General features: G+C 71.9%; 19 protein-coding genes. 9 read left to right on the top strand and 10 right to left on the bottom strand.

The genetic code is table 11. The features are described 5' to 3' along the window. Positions 1-45 precede the first annotated feature (45 nt). The 6 genes from ACK8HX_RS00890 to ACK8HX_RS00865 all read right to left on the bottom strand — a co-directional run bounded on the left by ACK8HX_RS00890 (position 46) and on the right by ACK8HX_RS00865 (position 4,616). Positions 46-453: a VOC family protein gene (locus tag ACK8HX_RS00890; protein ID WP_411938757.1), complete on the bottom strand. Its 408-nt coding sequence runs from the start codon at positions 451-453 to the stop codon at positions 46-48. 160 nt (positions 454-613) lie between these two features. Continuing rightward, complete coding sequence (locus ACK8HX_RS00885; RefSeq protein WP_411938756.1) at positions 614-1,576, bottom strand: electron transfer flavoprotein subunit alpha/FixB family protein; 963 nt, start codon at positions 1,574-1,576, stop codon at positions 614-616. Positions 1,577-1,609: 33 nt separating this feature from the next. Continuing rightward, positions 1,610-2,401 (bottom strand): electron transfer flavoprotein subunit beta/FixA family protein, encoded by a 792-nt coding sequence (locus ACK8HX_RS00880; RefSeq protein WP_411938755.1) that lies wholly within the window; start codon positions 2,399-2,401, stop codon positions 1,610-1,612. 143 nt (positions 2,402-2,544) lie between these two features. Beyond that, positions 2,545-3,288 carry a hypothetical protein gene (locus tag ACK8HX_RS00875; protein WP_411938754.1) on the bottom strand — a complete coding sequence of 248 codons (744 nt, stop codon included), beginning with the start codon at positions 3,286-3,288 and terminating at the stop codon, positions 2,545-2,547. Between the two features lie 81 nt (positions 3,289-3,369). Beyond that, a complete protein-coding gene (locus tag ACK8HX_RS00870; RefSeq protein WP_411938753.1) occupies positions 3,370-4,149 on the bottom strand; it encodes an enoyl-CoA hydratase/isomerase family protein in 780 nt (259 codons plus the stop codon). Next, a complete protein-coding gene (locus ACK8HX_RS00865) occupies positions 4,146-4,616 on the bottom strand; it encodes a T3SS (YopN, CesT) and YbjN peptide-binding chaperone 1 (protein WP_411938752.1) in 471 nt (156 codons plus the stop codon). The genes ACK8HX_RS00870 and ACK8HX_RS00865 overlap by 4 nt, the downstream gene beginning before the upstream one ends. A 35-nt stretch (positions 4,617-4,651) precedes the next feature. Here ACK8HX_RS00865 and glgX point away from each other — a divergent pair, with 35 nt between their 5' ends. Together glgX and ACK8HX_RS00855 are read left to right on the top strand one after the other, a co-directional pair. Beyond that, positions 4,652-6,808, top strand: a complete 2,157-nt coding sequence (gene glgX / locus ACK8HX_RS00860) for a glycogen debranching protein GlgX (RefSeq protein WP_411938751.1) — start codon at positions 4,652-4,654, stop codon at positions 6,806-6,808. Between the two features lie 246 nt (positions 6,809-7,054). Then, the gene (locus ACK8HX_RS00855; protein ID WP_411938750.1) at positions 7,055-7,945 is read left to right on the top strand and encodes a phytanoyl-CoA dioxygenase family protein; all 891 of its coding nucleotides are present in this window, start codon (positions 7,055-7,057) and stop codon (positions 7,943-7,945) included. Positions 7,946-7,998: 53 nt separating this feature from the next. On the opposite strand, the gene ACK8HX_RS00850 is transcribed toward ACK8HX_RS00855, so the two are convergent. Further along, a complete protein-coding gene (locus ACK8HX_RS00850) occupies positions 7,999-8,559 on the bottom strand; it encodes a hypothetical protein (RefSeq protein WP_411938749.1) in 561 nt (186 codons plus the stop codon). 114 nt (positions 8,560-8,673) lie between these two features. Between ACK8HX_RS00850 and ACK8HX_RS00845 the strand changes: the two genes are divergently transcribed. The 6 genes from ACK8HX_RS00845 (at position 8,674) to glgB (ending at position 20,180) form a co-directional block, all read left to right on the top strand. Next, on the top strand, positions 8,674-9,984 hold the full coding sequence (locus ACK8HX_RS00845; RefSeq protein WP_411938748.1) for an alpha-hydroxy-acid oxidizing protein: 1,311 nt from the start codon (positions 8,674-8,676) through the stop codon (positions 9,982-9,984). Between the two features lie 115 nt (positions 9,985-10,099). After that, a complete protein-coding gene (locus ACK8HX_RS00840) occupies positions 10,100-12,658 on the top strand; it encodes a glycogen/starch/alpha-glucan phosphorylase (RefSeq protein ID WP_411938747.1) in 2,559 nt (852 codons plus the stop codon). Between the two features lie 68 nt (positions 12,659-12,726). Then, entirely contained in the window at positions 12,727-14,754 is a 2,028-nt protein-coding gene (locus ACK8HX_RS00835; RefSeq protein ID WP_411938746.1) for an alpha-1,4-glucan--maltose-1-phosphate maltosyltransferase, read from the top strand. 14 nt (positions 14,755-14,768) lie between these two features. Continuing rightward, a complete protein-coding gene (gene treS, locus ACK8HX_RS00830) occupies positions 14,769-16,508 on the top strand; it encodes a maltose alpha-D-glucosyltransferase (protein WP_411939330.1) in 1,740 nt (579 codons plus the stop codon). Further along, positions 16,501-17,982, top strand: coding sequence for a maltokinase N-terminal cap-like domain-containing protein (locus ACK8HX_RS00825; RefSeq protein WP_411938745.1), 1,482 nt, complete (start codon positions 16,501-16,503; stop codon positions 17,980-17,982). Before treS ends, ACK8HX_RS00825 begins: the two co-directional genes overlap by 8 nt. Then, positions 17,979-20,180 (top strand): 1,4-alpha-glucan branching protein GlgB, encoded by a 2,202-nt coding sequence (glgB, locus tag ACK8HX_RS00820; RefSeq protein WP_411938744.1) that lies wholly within the window; start codon positions 17,979-17,981, stop codon positions 20,178-20,180. The genes ACK8HX_RS00825 and glgB overlap by 4 nt, the downstream gene beginning before the upstream one ends. Here glgB and ACK8HX_RS00815 read toward each other — a convergent pair. Genes ACK8HX_RS00815 through sqr form a run of 3 tightly spaced genes read right to left on the bottom strand, consistent with a single transcriptional unit; the run spans position 20,173 to position 22,305 of the window. After that, a complete protein-coding gene (locus ACK8HX_RS00815; protein ID WP_411938743.1) occupies positions 20,173-20,724 on the bottom strand; it encodes a DsrE/DsrF/DrsH-like family protein in 552 nt (183 codons plus the stop codon). The two genes, glgB and ACK8HX_RS00815, sit on opposite strands and share 8 nt — an antisense overlap. 2 nt (positions 20,725-20,726) lie before the next feature. Next, on the bottom strand, positions 20,727-21,041 hold the full coding sequence (locus ACK8HX_RS00810; RefSeq protein WP_411938742.1) for a TusE/DsrC/DsvC family sulfur relay protein: 315 nt from the start codon (positions 21,039-21,041) through the stop codon (positions 20,727-20,729). Between the two features lie 22 nt (positions 21,042-21,063). Beyond that, a complete protein-coding gene (gene sqr, locus ACK8HX_RS00805) occupies positions 21,064-22,305 on the bottom strand; it encodes a type III sulfide quinone reductase, selenoprotein subtype (RefSeq protein WP_411938741.1) in 1,242 nt (413 codons plus the stop codon). A gap of 116 nt (positions 22,306-22,421) precedes the next feature. Here sqr and pgm point away from each other — a divergent pair, with 116 nt between their 5' ends. Then, a complete protein-coding gene (gene pgm, locus ACK8HX_RS00800; protein WP_411938740.1) occupies positions 22,422-24,086 on the top strand; it encodes a phosphoglucomutase (alpha-D-glucose-1,6-bisphosphate-dependent) in 1,665 nt (554 codons plus the stop codon). The last annotated feature ends 14 nt before the right edge of the window (positions 24,087-24,100 follow it).

Below are 24,100 nucleotides of genomic sequence, written 5' to 3'. Positions count from 1 at the left end.
CTCCGGCCGCCTCAGGGTTCAGGATGCACCCGTGGCGGGCCGCTGTCAGGCGACGAAGATGCAGAACGGGTGGCCCGACGGGTCGGCGAGGACGTAGAGCGGCTCCTCCTCGTCGTCGGTGCGGTCGAGCAGGAGCGTGGCCCCGTACCCCTCGGCGTCGCGCCGGGCCTGCTCGAGCGCTCCCACGTCGGGGACGGTGAGGTCGAGGTGCAGCTGCATCGGGACCTCGGGCGACGGCCAGGTCGTGGGGGTCAGCGACTCGACCTGCTGGAAGGCGAGGGCGCGGCTGCCGTCGGGCAGGGTGAGGACGAGCCAGTCGGCGTCGTCCGGCCCCTCCTCGGGAGGCTCGTCGCCGGGCCGGTACACGAACCCGAGCAGGCGCCGGTAGAACTCGGCGAGCCCGCGGACGTCGGTCGTGTCGAGGACCGTGTGCAGGATCTGGGGGTGCGTCATCGGACTCCCTCCGGTGGGTCTGGTCCGACGCTACCGAGACGCTCCGACACCGGGGACGCCGAAGGGGCGACCCGTTCGGTCGCCCCTCCTCGGCCGCGGCGGACCGCGGCGAACCGCCTCGTGAGCGGTGGTCGTCTGCGCCGGTCGCCCGGCGCCCGGGTCAGCTGCCCTTGCGCTTCCTCACGTCCTCGGTGGCCTGGGGCAGCACCGAGAACAGGTCGCCGACGACGCCGAAGTCGACGAGCTCGAAGATCGGCGCCTCCTCGTCCTTGTTGACGGCGACGATCGTCTTCGAGGTCTGCATGCCGGCGCGGTGCTGGATGGCACCGGAGATGCCGGCCGCGACGTAGAGCTGCGGGCTGACCTGCTTGCCGGTCTGGCCGACCTGGTTGCTGTGCGGGTACCAGCCGGCGTCGACCGCAGCGCGCGAGGCCCCGACGGCGGCACCGAGGGCGTCGGCGAACGCCTCGACCGGGCCGAAGTCGCCGCCGGTGCCGCGGCCGCCGGAGACGACGATCGCGGCCTCGGTGAGCTCGGGGCGGCCGGTGGCCGCCTTGGGCTGGGTGTCGGTGACCTTGGCGGCCTTCGCGGCGTCGCTGACGGTCGCGGCGAACTGCTCGACCTCACCGGCGGCCGGGGACGCCTCGATGGCGACCGAGTTCGGCTTCACGGCGATGATCGGCGTGCCCTTGGTGACGGTCGCCGTGACCGTGTAGGAGCCGGCGAACACCGACTGCGTGGTCTCGACGCCACCGCCGTCACCGGCGCGGACGTCGACGGCGTCGGTGATCAGGCCCGACTCGGTCTTGATCGACAGGCGGGCGGCGATCTCCTTGCCCGAGGCGTTGCTCGGGATGAGCACCGCGGCGGGCTGCACCTTGTCGACGAGCTGGGCGAGGATCTCGGCCTGCGGGGCGACGAGGAAGCCCTTGGAGTCGGCGTCGTCGACGACGTAGACCTTGTGGGCCCCGTACTTCGCCAGGGTCACCTGGGCCTTCTCGGCGCCGGGGCCGACGTGGACGGCGCTGGGCTCGCCGAGGCGACGGGCGAGGGTGAGCAGCTCGGCGGTCGCCTTGCGCAGGCGCCCGTCGGCGTGGTCGACGAGGACGAGTACCTCAGCCATTCGGTGGTCTCCTAGGGTTGCGTCGGTCGTCGGTCAGACGAACTTCTGGGCGGCGAGGAACTCGGCGAGCTTCGTCCCGCCGTCGCCCTCGTCGGTGACGATCTGGCCCTGCTCGCGCGGGGGGCGCTTGACGAACGACACGACCGAGGTCCACGCCGCGTCCAGGCCCACCTGCGAGGCGTCGATGCCGAGGTCGGCCAGGCCCCACTGCTCGACCGGCTTCTTCTTCGCGGCCATGATCCCCTTGAACGAGGGGTAGCGCGGCTCGTTGATCTGGTCGGTGACCGAGACCAGGGCCGGCAGCGCGGCCTCGATCGTCTCCGAGGCGGTGTCGCCGTCGCGGCGGATCGTCACGGTGCCCTCGCCCACGGTCAGCTCCGAGGCGTACGTGACCTGCGGCAGCCCGAGGCGCTCGGCGAGCATCGCGGGCACGACTCCCATGACCCCGTCGGTGGAGGACATCCCGGTGAGGACGAGCTGCGGCGAGCCGTCGGTGGCCTTCTTCACGGCCTCGGCGAGGACGAGCGAGGTCGCCGCGGCGTCGGAGCCGTGGATCGCCTCGTCCTGCACGTGCACACCCTTGTCGGCCCCCATCTGCAGCGCCTTCTTGATGGCGTCCGCGGCCCCCTCCGGACCCACGGTCACGACGGTGACCTCACCCTCGCCGGCGGCCTCGACGATCTTCAGCGCCTCCTCGACGGCGTACTCGTCGAGCTCGGAGAGCAGCCCGTCGGACGCGGCCCGGTCGACGGTCTTGTCGGACTCCTGGAACGTGCGCTCGGACTGGGCGTCCGGAACGTGCTTGACGCAGACCACGATGTTCATGCGTGCCTCGTCCTCTTCCTTCACTCGGGGTTCGCGCGCCCGACCGGTCGGGGTCCGGGCACTCCCGTCATCCTCTCAGCCGGTGAGCGCTCGTTCACCACCGGCGGGGCGTGATGGTCGCCACCCCGTGAGCGCGAACACCCTCAGAAGCGGGTCCGGTAGTACGTCTCGCTCGCCGTCACGACGAGGGCCAGCCCGGCATCGGCCTCGCGCAGGGCCCGGACGTCCTCGACCGTGTACCAGTCCTCCGACAGCCGGTCGTCGTACCAGGGGTAGGGGTCGGCCAGGCGGCCGACGTCGGTGGACCGGGAGCCGGACGACAGGGCCTCCACCTCGACCCGACGCCCGTCCGGGCAGTCGTAGTGCGCGGACGGGAGCCCAGCCACGCCGTCGCGGGCGACGTTGGGGTTGGTCTCTCGCCAGTACTCGTCACGCACCCGGTCGAGCCCCCCACCCCCGCTCGGCACGCACTCCGAGCGCCGGAGCGTGGCGTCGACGCGGGTGAGCCCGTCGGCGACGGCCTGGACCGAGGCGACGCCCGGCACGACGACCACGAGGCGGCTCGCGGCGACGTCGCACTCGTGCGAGTACGTGTCCTTGCGCTTCCAGTCGTTCTGCCCGCTGACGCACCCGTCCCTCGTGCGCGAGGCGAGGACCCGCCCGTCGACCGATGCGCCGTCGGCGAGGGCGGCCACCTCGCGCACCGCCTCCTCGCGCGCCCGCGTGGCCTCCCGCCCGTGGGGCTCGAAGTCCTCGGAGAAGACGGTGCAGCCGAAGAACGAGCACCACGCGATGGCCCCCAGCGCCACGACGCCCAGCCCCGCGACGAGCAAGGACACGAGCACGATGCGCAGGACGCGCCCGGGTCGGACGGCGGTGTCGGACATGCCCCGACCCTGCCGCAGACGGCGGCGCCGCGCCTGAGCAGGAGGGCTCAGGCTCGGCAGGGTCGCGTGGGACAGCGGGCGTCAGGCGCCCTCGAAGGGTGCCGGGCCCTTGCCCTTCTCGACGAAGTGCCTCATGCCGGTGGCGCGGTCCCTCGTGGCGAACAGGGCGGCGAAGAGCTGTCGCTCGATCTCCAGGCCGCTCTCCAGGTCGACCTCGAGCCCGCGGTCGATCGCCTCCTTGGCGGCCCGGACCGCGTACGCCGGCCCGCCGACGTAGCGGGCGACCCGGGCCCGGGCGGCGGTGTAGACGTCGGCCGCGGGGACGACCTCGTCGACGAGGCCGATGGCGAGGGCCTCGTCGGCGGTGACGAACCGGCCCGAGAACACGAGGTCCTTGGCCTTCGCCGGCCCCACGAGCCGTGCGAGGCGCTGGGTGCCGCCGGCGCCGGGGATGATCCCGAGGTTGATCTCGGGCTGCCCGAGCCTCGCGTCCTCGGCGGCGACCCGGAAGTCGCACGCGAGGGCGACCTCGCACCCGCCACCGAGGGCGTACCCGGTGATGGCCGCGACGGTGGGCTTGGGCAGGCGCGCGAGGGCCCGCGTGAAGTCCTGGAGCAGGGCGGAGTGGTCGACCATGTCGGTGTAGGACATCGTCTCCATCTCCTTGATGTCGGCGCCGGCCGCGAAGACCTTCTCGCCCCCGTAGACGACGACCGCAGCGACGTCGCGCCGCTCGGCGGCCTCGCGGCACGCGGCGACGAGGCCGTGCTGGATCTCGGCGTTGAGCGCGTTCATCGGTGGGCGGTCGAGGCGTACCGTCCCGATGCCGTCCTCGACCTCGAGGCGCACGAGGGCGGTCACGACGTGCCCCCCTCGGGCTCACCGGTCGTCGGGTCGATGCCCTGGACCCGCTGGTGCCAGATGTGCACGCCGGACAGGATCACCTGGATCGAGACCTGCACGAGCGTGGCGAGCTGGGCGCCCGGGGTGACGACGTGCTCGCCGGTGACGACGAGGGTCGTCCCGGCGATCCCGCTCTTGACGCAGTTGAGGTTGAGGTTGAGCTCGTTGCAGGTGTCGAAGAGCTTGGCGCGGTCGGCGAGGAGGTCCTCCTGGATCTGCCACTGCCCGAAGACGCGCATGATCTCCACGTCGCCCTCGGAGCACCGCACGAACAGCTGCTGGTCGTTGACCGTGAACGCCACGTCGCCGTCGCCGTCGATGTTCGGCGCCACCCCGAGGTCGACGAGCGCGTCGAGGACCCGGCCGCGCAGCGGGTGCTCGTCCGGGGGCGGGGGGAAGTTCGGCAGGGAGGTCGGATCGGTCATGGGGCCCACCGTAACGACTCACTAGGCTCCCCTCCATGTCGCGCTCCCCCAGCCCCGCCTCGCCCCCGGGACCGATGACGCGCGACCTCCCGCCCGCCCCGGGCGTCACCCTCGTGGAGGGCGGCGCCGACGTCGCGGTGTACGCCGGGCACGCCGACGGCGTCGACCTCTGCCTGTTCGAGGCCGGTGACGTCGAGGGCGGGAGCGAGCGCCGGGTGCCGCTGCGCGAGCGGGCCCACGGCTGGTGGTTCGGCTTCGTCCCGGACATGGGACCCGGCCAGCACTACGGCCTGCGCGTCGACGGTGCGTGGGAGCCCGACCAGGGCCTCATGCACAACGCCGCGAAGCTCCTCCTCGACCCGTACGCCCGGGCCGTCGAGGGCGAGGTGCGGTGGGGTCCCGAGCTCTACGGCCACGTCGTCGACGGGCACTGGGTGGGCGACACCAGCCGACGGTCCGACCTCGACAGCCGGGCCAACGTCCCGCGGGCGGTCGTCGTCGACGACGAGTTCGACTGGGAGGACGACCGCCCGCCGGGCCGCTCGCGCAGCGAGACGGTGATCTACGAGACCCACGTCAAGGGGCAGACGAAGCGGCACCCCGGAGTGCCGCCCGAGCTGCGTGGGACGTACGCCGGGCTGGCGCACCCGGCCTCGGTCGAGCACCTCACCTCGCTCGGCGTCACGGCGGTCGAGCTGCTGCCGGTGCACGCGTTCACCCACGAGCCGCACCTCGTGCGCCGCGGGATGACGAACCACTGGGGCTACAACACCCTCGGCTTCCACGCCCCGCACGCCGCCTACGCCGCCGCCGACGACCCGCAGGGCGTCGTCGACGAGGTCAAGGGCATGGTCAAGCTGCTGCACCGCGAGGGGCTCGAGGTCATCCTCGACGTCGTCTACAACCACACCGCCGAGCAGGCGCGCACCGGGGCCACCTTCTCGTGGCGCGGGCTGGACCAGCGGGCGTACTACCGCCTCGACGAGCGCGGCCGCGACATCGACGTCACGGGCTGCGGCAACACCCTCGACCTGCGCCACCCGGTCGTGTGCCGGATGGTCCTGGACTCGCTGCGCACGTGGGTGCAGGAGTACCACGTCGACGGGTTCCGCTTCGACCTCGCCGTCGCCCTCGGCCGCGGCCGGAGCGACGACTACGACCCGGACCACCCCTTCCTCGTGGCGCTGCGGACCGACCCGGTGCTCTCGTCGGTCAAGCTCATCGCCGAGCCCTGGGACGTCGGGCTGCACGGCTGGCGCACGGGGCAGTTCCCCCCGCCCTTCATGGAGTGGAACGACCGCTACCGCGACGCGGCCCGCCACTTCTGGGTGAGCGACCTGCGCGCCCAGTCGCACGGGGCGCAGGGGCACGGCGTCCAGGAGCTGGCCACCCGCCTCGCCGGCTCGCGCGACCTCTTCGGCGACCACGACCGCGGCCCGACGGCCTCGGTCAACTTCGTCACCGCCCACGACGGCTTCACGCTCGCCGACGTCGTGTCCTACGACCACAAGCACAACGAGGCCAACGGCGAGGACAACCGCGACGGCAGCAACGGCAGCACGACGTGGAACCACGGCACGGAGGGTCCGACCAGCGACGAGGACGTCCTCGCGGCGCGGACCCGCACGATGCGCAACCTCCTCGGGACCCTCCTGCTCTCCACCGGCGTGCCGATGGTCACGGCCGGCGACGAGCTCGGACGCACCCAGGGCGGCAACAACAACGCCTACTGCCAGGACAACGAGACGTCGTGGGTCGACTGGGACCTCGAGCCGTGGCAGACCGACCTCCTCGAGACCACCAGGCGCCTCATCCGGGTCCGGCGCGAGCTGCCGGCCCTGCGCCAGCGCGCGTGGGCGCTGGGGCGACAGGTCCACGACGACGGCACCCGCGACATGGAGTGGTACGCCGCGGACGGCGCCCCGATGGAGCACCGGTGGCACGAGCCGGGTGTCCGGGTCGTGCAGATGCTCGTCGCGGGCGGCTGGCTCGGCGCCGAGTCGGCGCTCGTCGTCGTCAACGGCGGGGCGTCGGAGGCCGAGGTCGTCCTCCCGGCACCCCCGGGAGACGGGGGCGCCTACCGGCTCCTGTGGGACAGCGCGTGGCAGCGGCCGGAGGACGTCGGCGAGCCCGTGGGGCCCGGATCCGTGCGGGTCCCCGCGACGAGCCTGCGCGTCTACGCGGCAGCGTGACTGCCGGCTCGGGGGTGCGGAGTCGGGTGGTGGGCGTCACGCTCCCCTGACGGCATCGCCCAAGGCCAGGCGCCTGCGGGGAGGGACCACGCCGGGTCCACAGGCGCCACACAGCCCCGCACCTCCCACGGCCGCGGAGGGCCGGCGTCCTAGACTGGCGGCAAGGACGCGGCCACCGCAGGGACCGGCGGACCGCAGCGGGAGGGTGCCCCCGCGACCCCGGGCACCAGTAGGGAGCACGTCCGCATGACCACGACCGCGCCAGCCCCCACGGGGTTCGAGCCGCTCGACCCGGCGATCCGCGAGCAGTACGACCGCGACGGGTACGTCGTCATCCCCAACGCACTCCCCGAGGAGGACCGCGCCTACTTCGAGGACGCCGTCGACCGGATCTACGCCGAGGAGGAGGCCGCGGGCGAGCTGCGCCCCGACCGCTCCATCCACGTCATGGGGTGGCTGCACAAGGACCCGCGCTTCCCCGAGCTGCTGTCCTGGCCCACGACCTTCCCGTACATCTGGGGGACGATGGGCTGGAACATCTACACGCACCACAACCACATCGACGTCAACCCGCCCAAGGACGAGCCGCCCTTCTGGAACTGGCACCAGGACGGCTACCGGCAGAACTCCGACATCGACATGGACATCCGTCCGATGTTCATGACGAAGATCTGCTACGCCCTCACCGACCTCTCCGAGCCGGGCTACGGCAACACCAAGGTCATCCCGGGCAGCCACAAGAACAACACCCTCGCCGGACGCCCCGAGAAGGAGGGCGACCCGATCATCGAGCCCGAGGGCGCCACCGAGGTGCTCCTCAACCCGGGTGACGCGTTCATCTTCGACCGCCGCCTCTGGCACAGCCGCTCGATGAACAAGAGCGAGCGGATCCGCAAGCTGATGTTCATCGGGTACACCTACCGCTGGATCCGCCCGCTCGACGAGGCCGTGGCCGACCAGTCGTCGGAGTGGTTCAAGAACCTGTCGCCGCTGCACCAGCAGCTCCTCGGGTACGGCCCCGACCACGCCTCGTTCTGGGGGATCAAGCAGTCCGGGTGGATCGACGACGAGATCCCGCTGCGCGCCGAGCTCAAGGAGCGCGGCCTGCTCGACCGGTCGGTGCCCTTCCTGCGCTGACGCCCCGGCCTGATTCGCGTGCTACCGCCCAGTAAGCGTCGTGATCACGACACTTACTGGGCGGTAGCACGCGGTGGAGGGGGTGCGACGTCGGTGAACCATCCCGCGCGGTTGACCCGGTGGAGCAGGACGACGGTGAGGATGCCGACGACGACGCTCGCGACGAAGCCCAGCGGGTAGAGCACGCCCAGCGCGCTCGACGACGCCGCGACGCCGATCACGGCGACGAGCGCCACGACCGGGGCGGCGACCCGCAGCGCCGGGGCCCACCGCAGGGAGTCCTCCTCCCCGGCCGGGGCCACCGCGAGCAGCCCCGTGAGCAGCTGGTGCACCACGCCCGCCCACACGAGGAACCCGAGGACGAGCGCCCCGAACAACAGCGGCTCCCACCGGGCGCCGAAGAACAGCGGGGTCCCCGTGACCACCGAGAGCGGGACCCCGACCGCAGCGGCCGCCCGGGCGCGGACGAACGCCGGGTGCAGCGCGGCGCTGCCGCCCAGCCCGATGACGAGCCAGGCGTAGCCGACGACGTCGGGAACGACGTCCCAGCCGAGCAGCGGCAGGTCGAGGACGACGACGAGCAGGCCCCAGGCGGCCCAGGCGAACCGGGTCATGGCGCCCACCCTAGGGCGGTTCGGGCGCCGTGCACCGCGCCTACCGTCCGAGCGGGCGATCCGGTAGACAGGCGGTTTCGGCGGAGCGCCCGCCGTCATCGAGGAGGAGGCCGGATGCCCGAGCTCGGACGTGCCGTCCAGTCCGCGATCTACCGGGCCGGCAGCTTCGGCCGCCGCCCTCGGGTCCCCACCGACGGCAGCGCCCTCGAGGGTGCCGCCCGGGCCGTGATGTCGAAGCGGTCCTTCGCCTACGTGGCCGGCGCGGCCGGTGGCGAGGCGACCGCCCGGGCCAACCGGGCCGCCTTCGACCGCTGGCGCGTGCACCCCCGCGTGCTCGTCGACGCCCTGGAGCGCGACCTCGGCGTCGACCTCCTCGGCCGCCGCCACGAGGTGCCCTTCCTCCTCTCCCCCATCGGCGTGCTGTCCGCGGCACACGACGACGCCGACCTCGCGATGGCGCGCGCCGCTCGCCAGCAGGGGGTGACGCCCGTGCTGTCGACCCAGGCGTCGGTCCCGATGGAGGAGGTCGCGGCCGAGCTGGGCGGGACCGGGCACTGGTACCAGCTGTACTGGAGCCGCGACGACGAGCTGACCACGTCCCTCGTGCGTCGCGCCGAGGCGTGCGGCAGCGAGGCCCTCGTCGTCACCCTCGACACCGCCTACCTCGGCTGGCGGCCGCGCGACCTCGACCTCGGGAGCCTGCCGTTCGCCCGCGGCGAGGGCATCGCCCAGTACACCTCCGACCCGGTCTTCCAGCGCCTCGTCGCCGCCCGGCTCGACGCCGCGAGGTCCGCGGCCGAGGCCGGCGAGGAGGCCGAGCCGCAGCCGCGCCCCACGCCCGCCGCCGTCCGGACCCTGCTCAGCCTCAGCCGCAACCACCCCGGCGACCTGCGCGGCAACCTGTCCTCCCCCGAGCCGCGGGCCGCGGTCGAGACCTTCCTCGAGGTCTTCTCCCGGCCCTCGCTGACCTGGGAGGACCTGCCCCGGCTGCGAGCGATGACCGACCTGCCGGTCGTCCTCAAGGGCGTCCTGCACCCCGACGACGCGCGGCGTGCCGTCGACGCCGGCGTCGACGGGGTGTGGGTGTCGAACCACGGGGGGCGGCAGGTCGACCGGTCCGTGGCCGCCCTCGACGCCCTGCCCGGCGTCGTCGAGGCCGTCCGCGGCGCAGGGTCCGGCCTGCCGGTCGTCCTCGACAGCGGGGTGCGCAGCGGGGCCGACGCGTTCGTGGCCCTGGCTCTCGGAGCCACGGCGGTCGGCATCGGTCGCCCCTACGTCTACGGCCTGGCGCTCGCGGGGGCCGAGGGCGCCTCCGAGGTGCTCCGCAACCTCGCCGCCGAGCTGGACCTCACGATGGCGCTCACGGGGTGCCGCACCCTCGCCGACGTCACGGCCGAGCGCCTCGCCCACGCGCCCGCTCCCTGAGAAGCGCGCGGCGATCCGTGTCCAACTGTGCAAGCGTTTCCACCCGAGGTGGCTACTGTGTCCCCCGCACCACCGCCGCTGCGTCAGCTCCGCATGCCCCGAAGGACGAGCCCCGATGACCGACCCCGCGCCCGCCGCCGCCGTGCCCACCCCCGCCGTCGTCTCCGACGAGTCCCCGTCGACCGACGCCCAGCGCCTCGGCCCGGCCTTCCGCACGACCCACCCGCTGGCCTCGGGCCCCGTCGTCCAGCCGAACCCGACCGTCGACGCGTTCGTCGAGACCTTCCTCGCCGAGCTCAACTACGGCCAGGGCACCCTGCTGTCCCGCAGCTCGGTCAACGACCAGTACCTCGCCCTCGCGCGCACCATCCGCCGCTACCTCATGGCCGACTGGCTCGAGACCGGCTCGCGCCGCCGCCAGGGCCAGCAGAAGACGATCGGCTACCTGTCGGCCGAGTACCTCCTGGGCCGCCAGCTCGGCAACAACCTCCTCGCCACGAACCTGCAGGACATCGCCGAGATGGCGATGAAGCAGTGCGGCATCGACATCGCCACGCTGCGCGCGCAGGAGGTCGAGCCGGGCCTGGGCAACGGCGGCCTCGGGCGCCTCGCCGCCTGCTTCGTCGACTCCCTCGCGACGATGGACGTCCCGTGCATCGGCTACGGCATCCGCTACGAGTACGGCATCTTCCGGCAGACCTTCGAGGACGACCGCCAGGTCGAGGTGCCCGACTCGTGGCTCTCGCTCGGCAGCCCGTGGGAGTTCCCCCACCCGGAGCGGCAGGTGCTCGTCAGCTTCGGCGGGCGCACCGAGACGACGACGGGTGAGGACGGCCGCCCGCACACGCGCTGGCTGCCCGACTGGCAGGTCCTCGGGATGCCCTACCACTACATGGTCCCCGGCTACCGCAACGGCGTCGTGAACACCCTGCGCCTGTGGAGCGCCCGCGCGACCCAGGCCTTCGACCTGCAGATCTTCAACTCCGGCGACTACGCGCAGGCCGTGCGCGCGCAGACCTTCGCCGAGAACATCTCCAAGGTCCTCTACCCCGAGGACAGCACCCCGCAGGGCAAGGAGCTGCGCCTGCAGCAGCAGTACTTCTTCGTCGCCTGCTCGCTCCACGACTTCATCGACAACACCCTCCCCGCCGACTTCGACCTGCACCGGCTGCCCGACCGGATCATGTTCCAGCTCAACGACACCCACCCGGTCATCGCGGTGCCCGAGCTGATGCGGATCCTCGTGGACCGCAAGGGCTTCGAGTGGGACGAGGCGTGGGCCATCACGAGGAAGTGCTTCGCCTACACCTGCCACACCCTGCTCCCCGAGGCGCTGGAGGTGTGGTCGGTCGAGCTGCTGGGCCGCCTCCTGCCCCGCCACCTCGAGATCATCTACCGGATCAACGAGGAGTTCATGGACGAGGTCCGCGAGGCCTTCCCCGGCGACGAGATGCGGGCGCGGCGGATGTCGGTCATCGCCGAGCACCCCGAGCGCGCCGTGCGGATGGCCTACCTCGCCACCGTCGCGGGCGCCAAGGTCAACGGCGTCGCCGAGCTGCACAGCCAGCTGCTGCGCGACAAGGTCCTCCCCGACTTCTCCCAGCTGTGGCCGGAGAAGTTCACCAACGTCACGAACGGCATCACGCCGCGGCGCTTCGTGCGCCTGGCGAACCGGCGCCTGTCCGAGCTCGTCACCGAGACGATCGGCGACGGCTGGGTCACCGACCTCGACCGCCTCCGCGAGCTCGAGCCGCACGCCGAGGACGCCTCGTTCCGCGAGGCCTTCATGCAGGTCAAGCAGGACAACAAGGACCGCCTCCACAAGCTGCTGCGCGTCCGCGACGGCCTCGAGCTCCCCCGCGACGCGATGCTCGACGTCATGGTCAAGCGCCTGCACGAGTACAAGCGGCAGACGCTCAAGCTGCTCCACATCGTCTCGCTCTACGACGACGTCGTCTCGGGCCGCGTCTCGGCCGAGGACGTGACCCCACGGACGTTCGTGTTCGGCGCGAAGGCGGCGCCCGGGTACCACATGGCGAAGGAGATCATCTTCCTCGTCAACGCCGTCGCCGACACCGTCAACGCCGACCCGCGGGTCGGCGGGCGCCTCACCGTCGCCTTCCCGGCCAACTACAACGTCACCCTCGCCGAGAAGCTCATCCCCGCGGCGGACCTGTCCGAGCAGATCTCGCTGGCCGGCAAGGAGGCCTCGGGCACGGGCAACATGAAGTTCGCCCTCAACGGCGCCCTGACGATCGGCACCGACGACGGCGCGAACGTCGAGATCCGGCGCCTCGTCGGCGACGACCACTTCTTCCTCTTCGGGATGTCCGAGCCGGAGGTCGAGGAGCTGCGCGCGAAGGGCTACCAGCCCGCGGCCTTCTACGAGGACAACGCGCGCCTGCGCAGCACCATCGACCTCCTGGCCAGTGGGCACTTCACCGGCGGCGACCGCCGCGCGGTGGCGCCCGTCATCGACAACCTGCTCCACCAGGACGCGTTCATGGCCCTCGCCGACTTCCAGTCCTACCTCGACGCGCAGGCGCGGGTCGACGCGGCGTACGCCGACCAGGACGGCTGGGCGCGGTCGGCCATCCTCAACGTCGCGCGGTCCGGCTTCTTCTCGTCCGACCGCTCGATGCGCGACTACCTCGACCGCATCTGGCGCACCTGAGAGCCGGGGTGTCCGCGGGCGGTCCCGGGGGCTGAACGAGCGGGACCCGTCCGTGTAGGTTCGGTGAGGTGAGCGACGCCTTCCGCACCGCCCTGCCGCAAGCCCCGATCGGACGCATCCCCGTCCAGGACGTCAGACCCGTCGTCGACCACGGCGCCCGGCCCGCGAAGGCGGTCGTCGACGAGCGGTTCGACGTCACGGCCACCGTCTTCCGCGAGGGCCACGACGCCGTCAACGCCTCCGTCGTCCTCACCGACCCCGACGGCGGCGAGCACGTCCTGCCGATGACGTGCACCAACCCCGGGCTCGACACGTGGGTCCGCACCGTCTCGGCCGACCGCACCGGCTGGTGGAGCTACCGGGTCGAGGGCTGGTCCGACCCGTACGGCACCTGGGAGCACGACGCGACGATCAAGGTCCGGGCCGACGTCGACACCGAGCTGATGCTCGAGGAGGGCGCCCTCGTCCTCGAGCGGGCCCTGGCCGAGGTCGAGCGCACCGCCGAACAGAAGGCGGTCCTGCAGGCCGCGGTGAGGGGCCTGCGCGACACGAGCAAGCCCCCCGCCGTGCGGCTCAAGGCCGGCACCGACGCCGCGGTCGAGGACGAGCTCGGCGAGCGCCCGCTCCGCGACATGGTCTCGCCGTCGGCCGAGCACGCCCTCCTCGTCGAGCGCGAGCTGGCCCTGTCCGGCGCCTGGTACGAGATCTTCCCGCGCAGCGAGGGCGCGACGTACGACGAGAAGGAGCACCGCTGGACCACCGGCACGCTCCGCACCGCGATGAAGCGCCTGCCGGCCATCGCCGCCATGGGGTTCGACGTCGTCTACCTCACCCCGATCCACCCGATCGGCCAGGCCGCGAAGAAGGGACCGAACAACACCCTCGACGCGCGCCCCGAGGACCCGGGCAGCCCGTACGCCATCGGCTCCCCCGACGGCGGCCACGACGCCATCCACCCCGACCTCGGCGACTTCGACGACTTCGACGCGTTCGTCGCCGAGGCCGAGCGGCTCGGCATGGAGGTCGCCATGGACCTCGCGCTCCAGTGCTCCCCCGACCACCCCTGGGTCGCCGAGCACCCCGAGTGGTTCACGACCCGCGCCGACGGCTCGATCGCCTACGCCGAGAACCCGCCGAAGAAGTACCAGGACATCTACCCGGTCAACTTCGACAACGACCCCGAGGGCATCTACACCGAGGTGCGCCGCGTCATGCAGGTCTGGATCGACCACGGCGTCAAGATCTTCCGCGTCGACAACCCGCACACCAAGCCGGTCGAGTTCTGGCAGTGGCTCATCGCGGACGTCGCGAAGGACCACCCGGAGGTCATCTGGCTCGCCGAGGCCTTCACGAAGCCGGCGATGATGCACACGCTCGGCAAGATCGGGTTCCAGCAGAGCTACACGTACTACGCGTGGCGCAACACCGCCGCCGACCTGCGCGAGTACCTCACCGAGCTCTCCGGCGAGGCCGCCGCGTACATGCGCCCCTCGTTCTGGCCGACGACCCACGACATCCTCACGCCGTACATGCAGTTCGGCGGGACCGCCGCGTGGAAGCTGCGTGCCGTCCTCGCGGCCACCCTCGTACCCACGTACGGCATCTACGCCGGCTACGAGCTGATGGAGCACGTCGCCCGCCCCGGCGCCGAGGAGCAGATCGACAACGAGAAGTACGAGTTCAAGAACCGCCGCTGGGAGGACTACGAGGAGGGCGGTCCGAAGGAGGGGCGCTCGCTCGCGGGCTACCTGACGCGGATCAACGAGATCCGCCGCGCCCACCCGGCACTGCACCGGTTGCGCGACATCCGCTTCCACCACGTCGACGACGAGAACTTCCTCGCGTTCTCCAAGCGCCGGCGCCTGCCCGACGGCACCGATGACGTCGTGGTCGTCGTCGCGAACCTCGACCCGCACTCGACCCGCGCGACGACGCTGCGCCTGGACATGGCGGCGCTCGGGCTGGAGTCGGGCGACAGCTTCCTGGCCCACGACCTCGTCACCGACGAGCAGTGGACGTGGCAGCGCGACAACTACATCCGGCTCGGCCCGGAGGTCGAGCCGGTCCACGTCATCGCGGTGAGGAGGCCCTGGTGAGCGCGATCGCCGGCATGGGTCACGGCCACCCGGGGCTCGGCATGAACCAGCCCGGCCTGCGCCACGACCCCGAGTGGTTCCGGACCGCCGTCTTCTACGAGGTCCTCGTCCGCGCGTTCGGCGACAGCTCGGGCTCGGGCGAGGGCGACTTCGCCGGCATCGTCAACCGGCTCGACTACCTCCAGTGGCTCGGCGTCGACTGCCTGTGGCTGCCGCCGTTCTACGCCAGCCCGCTGCGCGACGGCGGCTACGACATCGCCGACTACACGCAGGTGCTGCCGGAGTTCGGGACGCTGCCGGAGTTCAAGGAGCTCATCAACCAGGCGCACGCCCGGGGCATCCGGATCATCACCGACTTCGTCATGAACCACACGAGCGACCAGCACCCGTGGTTCCAGGCCTCGCGCAGCGACCCCGACGGCCCGTACGGCGACTTCTACGTGTGGTCCGACACCGACGACAAGTACACCGACGCGCGGATCATCTTCATCGACACCGAGACGTCGAACTGGTCCTTCGACCCCATCCGCCGGCAGTTCTTCTGGCACCGGTTCTTCAGCCACCAGCCCGACCTCAACTTCGAGAACCCGGCCGTCCACGAGGCGATGTTCGACGTCGTCCGGTTCTGGATGGACATGGGCATCGACGGCTTCCGCCTCGACGCCGTGCCGTACCTGTACGAGGAGGAGGGCCACAACGGCGAGAACCACCCGAAGACGCACGAGTTCCTCGCGCGGCTGCGGGCGATGGTCGACACCGAGTACCCCGGGCGCATCCTCCTCGCCGAGGCCAACCAGCCGCCGGCCGACGTCGTCGACTACTTCGGGACCGCCGACGCCCCCGAGTGCCAGATGTGCTTCCACTTCCCCGTGATGCCGATGCTCTACTACGCGCTGCGCGAGGAGAAGGCGGCGCCGATCATCGACGTCCTCGCCGACACCCCGCCGATCCCCGAGGGCACGCAGTGGGGCACGTTCCTGCGCAACCACGACGAGCTGACCCTCGAGATGGTCACGCCTGAGCAGCGCGCCGCGATGTACGGCTGGTACGCCCCCGACCCGCGGATGCGGGCCAACGTCGGCATCCGCCGCCGCCTGGCCCCCCTCCTCGACAACAGCCGTCCGGAGATCGAGCTGATCCACGCGCTCGTGCTCTCGCTGCCGGGGTCGCCGTGCCTGTACTACGGCGACGAGATCGGCATGGGCGACAACATCTGGCTCAACGACCGCGACGCGGTCCGCACCCCGATGCAGTGGACCCCGGACCGCAACGCCGGGTTCTCCACGGCCGCCGACCCGGGCAAGCTCTACCTGCCGGTCATCCAGTCGCTCGTCCACCACTACAACCACGTCAACGTCGAGGCCCAGATGGCCACCGGCTCCTCGCTGCTGCACTGGGTGCGCGGGATGCTGTCGGTGCGCCGCGAGCACCCGGTGTTCGGGCTCGGCGACTTCACGGTGTGCGAGTCGTCGCACGAACGCGTCCTCGCGTACGTCCGTGTCGACAGGCGCGACCGCGACGCCGAGGACCGCTCGGCCCGGGCCGTCCTCTGCATCAACAACCTGTCGTCGAAACCGCAGGCCACCACGCTCACGCTGCCCGAGGAGCTCGCCGGCTCGTGGACGCGGGACCTGTTCGGCGGCACCGGTTTTCCCGACATCGCCGCCGACGGCACGGTCACCGTGACGCTGGGCTCGCGTGACTTCTTCTGGCTGGCCCTCGAGGACCCGCCCGGAGGTGCCGCCCGTGGCTGAGATCCACGACGCGACGCTGTCCCCCACGAAGCTCGAGCTCCTCGAGGCGTGGATGGGTGGGCAGCGCTGGTACGCCGCGAAGGGCCGGCGACCACGGCTGCGCCGGCTGGCGGCGTGGCGCCTCGACGACCCCGCCGGCGAGGTGGGCGTCGAGACCCTCGTCGTCGCCGACGAGGCCGGCCCCGAGACGGTCGTCTACCAGGTGCCGCTCACCTACCGGGGCGAGCCGCTCGGTTCCGCCGACCACGCCCTCGTCGGGACGACGGAGCACTCGGTGCTCGGCAGGCGGTGGATCTACGACGCCCCGCACGACCCCGTCTACGCGGCCCAGCTCCTCGAGCTCGTCCAGGGGCGGGTGTCGGCCCGGTCCTCGTCGGTGTCGGATGCCGATGAGCCCTCCGTTTCCGGTGTGCCGCAGGCGAGCTGGAACCACGAGGTCCGCGTGCGCAGCTCGCGGGTGCTCTCCGGCGAGCAGTCGAACACCTCGGTGATCCTCGACGGCGACCTGCCCGACGGTCACCACATCCCCCTCATCGTCAAGGTGTTCCGGATGCTCTCCCCCGGCGACAACCCGGACGTCGTCCTCCAGGGCGCCCTCGTCGACGCCGGGTCGCGCCGGGTGCCGGCGGTCGTCGGCGCCGTCACCGGCCGGTGGGCCCACCCCACGACCGAGGGTGACGAGGTCGCCCACGGCCACCTCGCGTTCTGCCAGGAGTTCCTCCCCGGGGTCGAGGACGCCTGGCGGGTCGCGCTGCGCGCCGCAGAGGAGGGCACCGACTTCTCCGGTCCCGCCCGCGACCTCGGCGAGGCCACGGCCGAGGTGCACCGCACCCTCGCCGACGTCCTCGGCACCGAGCCGACCTCCCGCGAGCAGGCCGAGGCGATCACCGCGGAGATGCGCCTGCGCTTCGACGCGGCCGTGGGCGCGGTCGCGGAGCTCGAGTCGGTGCGCGACGCGGTGGAGGCCGTGCTGAAGGAGGCCGCCGAGTCGGACTGGCCCGCGCTGCAACGCATCCACGGCGACTACCACCTCGGTCAGGTGCTCCACTCCCCCGACCGCGGCTGGGTCCTGCTCGACTTCGAGGGCGAGCCGCTGCGCCCGCTCTCGGAGCGGTCACTCCCCGACCAGTGGGTCCGCGACGTCGCCGGGATGCTCCGCAGCTTCGACTACGTCGGGGGGACGCTCGAGCAGGTCCGCGGCTCGTCCGCCCGGGCCTGGGTCACCGCCGCCCAGCAGGCCTTCCTCGACGGGTACGCCGCACGGGCCGGTGCCGACCCCCGCCGGCTCGGCGCCCTCCTCGCGGCCTTCGAGCTCGACAAGGCGATGTACGAGGTCGTCTACGAGGCGCGCAACCGCCCGGGGTGGGTCGGCATCCCGCTCGGCGCGGTCCGCCGCCTCACCGCGTCGGCCACGACCGCGCCCCCCACCCCCTCCCTCCCCTCCGACCCCTCGACCCCAGGAGGCACCCCGTGACCCCCACCCCCAGCCCCGAGGTCGGCGGCGCCATCACCGCCCTCGTCCAGGGGCGCCACCAGCAGCCGCACGACCTCCTCGGCCAGCACCTGGAGCACGGGGGCCTGCGGATCCGGGTCCTCAAGCCGCTCGCCGCCTCGGTGCGCGTGCGCTTCGAGGACGGCGAGGAGCTCGACCTCGGGCACGAGGCCGAGGGGGTGTGGACCGCCGTGCGCACCGACGCGATGCGCACCATGGACTACCGCCTCCTCGTCACCTGGGCCGACGGCATCGAGCACGAGCAGGACGACCCGTACCGCTTCGCCCCCACGCTCGGCGAGGTCGACCTCCACCTCGTCAACGAGGGCCGCCACGAGCAGCTGTGGACGGTGCTCGGCGCGCGCGTCCACGAGTACCCGGGCCCCATGGGCACCGTCCGTGGCGTCTCGTTCGCGGTGTGGGCGCCGCGCGCCAAGGCCGTGCGCGTCATCGGCGACTTCAACGACTGGGACGGGCGGGTCCACCCGATGCGCCTCATCGGCTCCTCCGGCGTGTGGGAGCTGTTCGTCCCCGACGTCGGCGTGGGGTCGATCTACAAGTACGAGATCCGCGGGGCCGACGACGTCGTGCGCACCAAGGCCGACCCGATGGCGCGGCGCACCGAGTGCCCGCCGAACACCGGGTCCGTCGTCGACGAGTCCGGCCACGAGTGGGGCGACGGCGACTGGATGACGCGACGCCGGGACACCGACCCGCACAGCGGCCCGATGAGCGTCTACGAGGTGCACCTCGGCTCGTGGCGGCAGGGGATGTCGTACCGCGACCTCGCCGAGCACCTCGTCAACTACGTCGTCGACCTCGGCTTCACCCACGTCGAGCTGCTGCCCGTCATGGAGCACCCGTACGGGCCCTCGTGGGGCTACCAGGTCACGGGCTACTACGCCCCCACGGCCCGGTTCGGCACGCCGGACGACTTCAAGTACCTCGTCGACCGGCTGCACCAGGCCGGCATCGGCGTCCTCCTCGACTGGGTCCCCGGGCACTTCCCGCGCGACGCCTTCGCGCTGGCCCGGTTCGACGGCCTCCCGCTCTACGAGCACCCGGACCCGCGGCGCGGCGACCAGCCGGACTGGGGGACCCACGTCTTCGACTTCGGCCGGCTCGAGGTCCGCAACTTCCTCGTCGCGAACGCGCTGTACTGGCTCGAGGAGTTCCACATCGACGGGCTGCGCGTCGACGCCGTCGCCTCGATGCTCTACCTCGACTACTCGCGCAAGGACGGCGAGTGGATCCCCAACGTGCACGGCGGCCGCGAGCACCTCGAGGCGATCGGCCTGCTCCAGGAGGCCAACGCCACGGCGTACAAGCGCGTCCCCGGCATCGTGACCGTGGCGGAGGAGTCGACGTCGTGGCCGGGGGTCACGAGGTCGACGTCCGCCGGCGGGCTGGGCTTCGGGCTCAAGTGGAACATGGGCTGGATGAACGACACCCTCCGCTACCTGCACGAGGAGCCGATCCACCGCCAGTACCACCACAACCTGCTGACCTTCTCGCTCATGTACGCGTTCAGCGAGAACTTCGTCCTGCCGATCAGCCACGACGAGGTCGTCCACGGCAAGGGGTCGCTGCTCACCAAGATCCCCGGCGACCGCTACGACCAGCTGGCGACGCTGCGGGCCTTCCTCGCCTACATGTGGAGCCACCCCGGCAAGCAGCTGCTGTTCATGGGGTGCGAGTTCGCCCAGCCGGGCGAGTGGGCCGACGGTCGTTCCCTCGACTGGTGGCTGCTCGACCACGCGGCGCACTTCCGGGTGCACAACCTCGTCAAGGAGCTCAACCGGGTCTACCGCGAGCACCCGGCCCTGTGGGCGCTCGACAGCCAGCCCGCCGGCTTCCGCTGGCTGGACGCCGACGACAACACCGGCAACCTGCTGTCGTACCTGCGCTTCGCGCAGGCCGACGGCTCCGGCGACGTCGTGGCGACCGTCGTCAACTACGGCGGCGAGGACAAGGCGTGGGTGCGCGTCGGCCTGCCCCGCGGGGGGCGCTGGGAGGTCGTCCTCGACACCAACGGGTTCGACGAGCACGGGTCGGCCAGCCAGGCCGGCATCGTCCTCGAGGCCGAGAACACGCCGTGGAACGACCAGCCGTACTCGGTGACCATCGGGGTCTCGCGGCTCTCGGCCGTCTACCTCACCCCCGTCGCCGAGGTCAGATGAAGAGCAGCTGGGCGCCCTCGGTGAGCTCGATGAAGTCGCTCGCGGAGATGATGCCCTCGACACCCTCGTAGAGGTCGTCCTGCGTCAGGTGGTTCATGTCGGCCGACATCCGGCAGGCCCACAGGTGCGCTCCCGAGCCGTGGAGCAGGTCGAGGAACTCGGGGACGTCGGGGACGTCGAGCTCGGCGATCTGCCGGCGCATCATCCGGGTCGCCATCGACGTGGCACCGGGCAGAGCGCCGAGCATGTGGTGGATCCCGATGCCGCTGTGGCCCGGAGGGTGCATTGCGGTGTTGCCGACGAAGCTGAACTTCAGGTCGCCCATCGTCGCCCTCGTGATGATGTCGAAGCCCCAGAAGGTGAAGAACAGGTGGACCTCGACACCCTCGCCGACGGCGGCGTTCGCGAGGATCAGCCCGGGGTACGCCATGTCGAGGTTGCCCTTGGAACAGATGATGGCGAGCCTGCGCCCGCTCGTGGCCGGGTCGTCGAAGGACGGGACGACGAGGGTGTCGTCGCTCGGGGCGGTGTCGGTGGCGGTCATGGTCACACGCATCCCTTCGGCTTGGGCAGGCCCGCGACGTAGGCGAGCTTCTTCGCGGGCTTGCCGGGGAAGAGCACGAAGAGGTCCTTGACGGGCGTCCCGGTCTGCGCCGAGACCCGGCGCAAGGTGGCGGTCTCGCCCTGGGCCTCGTGGTCGGCGCGCAGGAACCTGATGAGGCGCCAGTGCGCGTCGGTGAGCTCGAGCCCGATGAGGCGGGCGAGCTCAAGTGCGAGGTCCTCGGTCCACTGCTGCGGGTGGGTGAGGAAGCCCTCGCCGTCGACGTCGACCTGGTGGCCGGCGATCGTCGTGGCGGTCATGACTGCTCCTTCCGGTGGGGGTTCAGGCGGGGTGCTTGCCCGCCAGGGACATCTCGGCGGGCAGGCCGAGCGGGCGGCCGGGCAGGAGGGCATTCCAGTAGAGGTGGCGGAACGCCAGCTTGCCCAGGTGGTTGAGCCGGGACTCGCCGAGGAGGGTCAGGGGACCGACGACCGGGAGGGGGAACCGACCGGCGAGCGGCTCGGTGTCGTAGTTGAAGTCGAGGAGCAGCGCCTTGCCGTGGCCGGACTCGACGAAGCAGTTCGCGTGACCGTCGAAGCGCCGGCCCATCGGGCGTCCGGCGACGCGGTCGAGGAAGTTCTCGACGAACACGTCGACGGAGAAGTGGGCGACCGACCCCGCCTTCGACGTCGGCAGGTCTGCGGCGTCGCCGAGCGCCCAGACGTCCGGGTGGGCCCGTGACTGCATCGTGTGGGGGTCGACCGGCACGTAGTTGAGCTCGTCCCCCAGCCCCGAGCGCGCGACGAAGTCGGCACCCATGTTGAGCGGGACCGTGACGAGCTGGTCGTACGCGACCTCGCGCTCGTCGTAGGAGACGAGGACGCGGCGGTCCTGGTCGATGCGCTCGACCAGGAAGTCCGGCTCGACGAGGATGCCCTTGCTCTCGAGGAGGTGGCCGAGGGTCCGGCTGGCCACGGGCTTGGTGAACGCGCCGTCGAGCGGGGTGACGAAGACGAGCTCGGTCGCCTCGCGCAGCCCTCGCCGGCGGAGCCAGTCGTCGGCGAGGAAGGTGAACTCCAGGGGCGCCACCGGGCACTTGATCGGCATCTCGGTGACGTGGACGACGAGCCGGCCGCCCGTGAACCGCTCCAGCTGCTCGCGCAGGTCGAGCGCGCCCTGGAAGGTGTAGAACTCGCCGATCTCGCGGTGCCACTGGGGCCCCAGCGTGCCGGGCACCTGCTCGGGGTGGGGGGAGGTGCCGGTCGCGACGACGAGCTCGTCGTACGTGAGCACACGGCCGCCCTCGAGGTGCACGGCGCGGGCGGTCGGGTCGACGCGCTCGACGGCCAGGCGCACGACCTCCACGCCCTGCCTCACGAGCTCGCTCGCGCGGCGTCGCACCTGGTCCGGCCGGGTCAGCCCGAACGGCAGGAACAGGTACCCCGGCTGGTAGTCGTGGTGCGAGGCCGGGTCGACGACCGTGACCGACCACTCGGCGGGGTCGAGCTCCCGATGCAGCCGGTTGACCACCATCGTCCCCGCCGTGCCGCAGCCCAGGACCACCAGCCTCTTCGTCGTCGTCATACCTCATTACTACTCTCCGTAGTACCTCCGCTCCACCCCGATGAGGCCCTGCCGCCTGTGATCCCCACGACATCGGAGGGTGACCGCGCGCGGGCCGGTCTGGAAGGATCGGCGCCATGAGCTCGCCCCGCGCCGGACAGCCGGCGGAACCCTCGGACCTCGTCGACCTCAGCTCCCTCGTCACCGCGTACTACACGCGACAGCCGGACCCCGAGAACGTCGACGAGCAGGTCGCGTTCGGCACGTCGGGGCACCGGGGGTCGAGCCTTCGGACGTCGTTCAACGAGGCCCACATCCTCGCCACGACGCAGGCGATCTGCGACTACCGGAAGGCCCAGGGGTACGACGGCCCGCTGTTCATCGGGCGCGACACGCACGGCCTGTCGGAGCCCGCCTGGGCGTCCGCCCTCGAGGTGCTCGTCGCGAACGACGTCACGGTCCTCGTCGACGCCGCCGACCGCTACACCCCGACCCCGGCGGTCTCGCACGCCATCCTCGTGGCCAACCGCGGCAAGGTCACCGGGGTCGACGGGATGCCGGCCGGTGCGGGTCTGGCGGACGGCATCGTCGTCACCCCCTCGCACAACCCGCCGAGCGACGGCGGCTTCAAGTACAACCCCCCGCACGGCGGTCCCGCCGACTCGGACGCGACGAAGGTCATCGCGGCCCGCGCCAACGAGCTGATCCGTGGCGGTCTCGCCGACGTGAAGCGAGTTCCGTTCTCGCGGGCCCGTTCCGCCGTCTCGACCTACGACTTCCTCGGCACCTACGTCGACGACCTGCCGAACGTCCTCGACGTCGACGCGATCCGCTCCGCCGGTGTCCGCATCGGCGCCGACCCGCTCGGCGGCGCGGCCGTCGACTACTGGGGCGCCATCGCCGAGCGGCACCGGCTCGACCTCACCGTGGTCAACCCGCTCGTCGACGCGACGTGGCGGTTCATGACCCTCGACTGGGACGGCAAGATCCGGATGGACTGCTCGTCACCGTCGGCGATGGCCTCGCTCATCGCCCGCCGCGACGAGTACGACATCGCGACCGGCAACGACGCCGACTCCGACCGGCACGGCATCGTCACCCCCGACGCCGGCCTCATGAACCCCAACCACTACCTCGCGGTGGCGATCCAGTACCTCTACGGCGGGGCCCGCCCGGACTGGCGCGCCGACGGCTTCATCGGCAAGACGCTCGTGTCGTCCTCGATGATCGACCGCGTCGCCGCCGACCTCGGCCGCCGACTCGTCGAGGTGCCCGTCGGGTTCAAGTGGTTCGTCCCGGGGCTGCTCGACGGGTCCGGGCCGTTCGGCGGCGAAGAGTCGGCCGGGGCGTCGTTCCTGCGGCGCGACGGGTCGGTGTGGACGACCGACAAGGACGGCATCCTCCTCGCCCTCCTCGCCTCCGAGATCCAGGCGACCACCGGCACGAGCCCCAGCGAGCACTACCGCTCGCTCGTCGAGCGCCACGGCGAGCCCGCCTACGCGCGCATCGACGCCGCGGCCTCGCGCGAGGAGAAGGCCAAGCTGGCCGCCCTCTCTCCCTCCGACGTCACGGCGACGACGCTCGCCGGCGAGGAGATCACCGCCCGGCTCACTGAGGCCCCCGGCAACGGCGCGGCGATCGGTGGCCTCAAGGTCGTCACCGCGTCGGCGTGGTTCGCGGCCCGGCCGAGCGGCACCGAGGACGTGTACAAGATCTACGCCGAGTCGTTCAAGGGGCCCGAGCACCTCGCGCGGGTCCAGGCCGAGGCCAAGGAGGTCGTGGGCGCCGCCCTCGGCGCCTGACCGTTGACACCGTC

This window comes from Oryzobacter faecalis (assembly GCF_046764005.1).
GTDB classification, from domain to species: domain Bacteria; phylum Actinomycetota; class Actinomycetes; order Actinomycetales; family Dermatophilaceae; genus Oryzobacter; species Oryzobacter faecalis.
Note: the sequence above shows the minus strand (reverse complement) of the source record. Positions and strands in the feature narration are given on the sequence as shown.

Bases quoted from the DNA above. Each gene is read 5' to 3' on its own strand.
- ACK8HX_RS00890 (WP_411938757.1), bottom strand. From the start codon at position 453: ATGACGCACCCCCAGATCCTGCACACGGTCCTCGACACGACCGACGTC.
- ACK8HX_RS00885 (WP_411938756.1), bottom strand. From the start codon at position 1,576: ATGGCTGAGGTACTCGTCCTCGTCGACCACGCCGACGGGCGCCTGCGC.
- ACK8HX_RS00880 (WP_411938755.1), bottom strand. From the start codon at position 2,401: ATGAACATCGTGGTCTGCGTCAAGCACGTTCCGGACGCCCAGTCCGAG.
- ACK8HX_RS00875 (WP_411938754.1), bottom strand. From the start codon at position 3,288: ATGTCCGACACCGCCGTCCGACCCGGGCGCGTCCTGCGCATCGTGCTC.
- ACK8HX_RS00865 (WP_411938752.1), bottom strand. From the start codon at position 4,616: ATGACCGATCCGACCTCCCTGCCGAACTTCCCCCCGCCCCCGGACGAG.
- glgX (WP_411938751.1), top strand. From the start codon at position 4,652: ATGTCGCGCTCCCCCAGCCCCGCCTCGCCCCCGGGACCGATGACGCGC.
- ACK8HX_RS00855 (WP_411938750.1), top strand. From the start codon at position 7,055: ATGACCACGACCGCGCCAGCCCCCACGGGGTTCGAGCCGCTCGACCCG.
- ACK8HX_RS00850 (WP_411938749.1), bottom strand. From the start codon at position 8,559: ATGACCCGGTTCGCCTGGGCCGCCTGGGGCCTGCTCGTCGTCGTCCTC.
- ACK8HX_RS00845 (WP_411938748.1), top strand. From the start codon at position 8,674: ATGCCCGAGCTCGGACGTGCCGTCCAGTCCGCGATCTACCGGGCCGGC.
- ACK8HX_RS00840 (WP_411938747.1), top strand. From the start codon at position 10,100: ATGACCGACCCCGCGCCCGCCGCCGCCGTGCCCACCCCCGCCGTCGTC.
- treS (WP_411939330.1), top strand. From the start codon at position 14,769: ATGGGTCACGGCCACCCGGGGCTCGGCATGAACCAGCCCGGCCTGCGC.
- ACK8HX_RS00815 (WP_411938743.1), bottom strand. From the start codon at position 20,724: ATGACCGCCACCGACACCGCCCCGAGCGACGACACCCTCGTCGTCCCG.
- ACK8HX_RS00810 (WP_411938742.1), bottom strand. From the start codon at position 21,041: ATGACCGCCACGACGATCGCCGGCCACCAGGTCGACGTCGACGGCGAG.
- sqr (WP_411938741.1), bottom strand. From the start codon at position 22,305: ATGACGACGACGAAGAGGCTGGTGGTCCTGGGCTGCGGCACGGCGGGG.
- pgm (WP_411938740.1), top strand. From the start codon at position 22,422: ATGAGCTCGCCCCGCGCCGGACAGCCGGCGGAACCCTCGGACCTCGTC.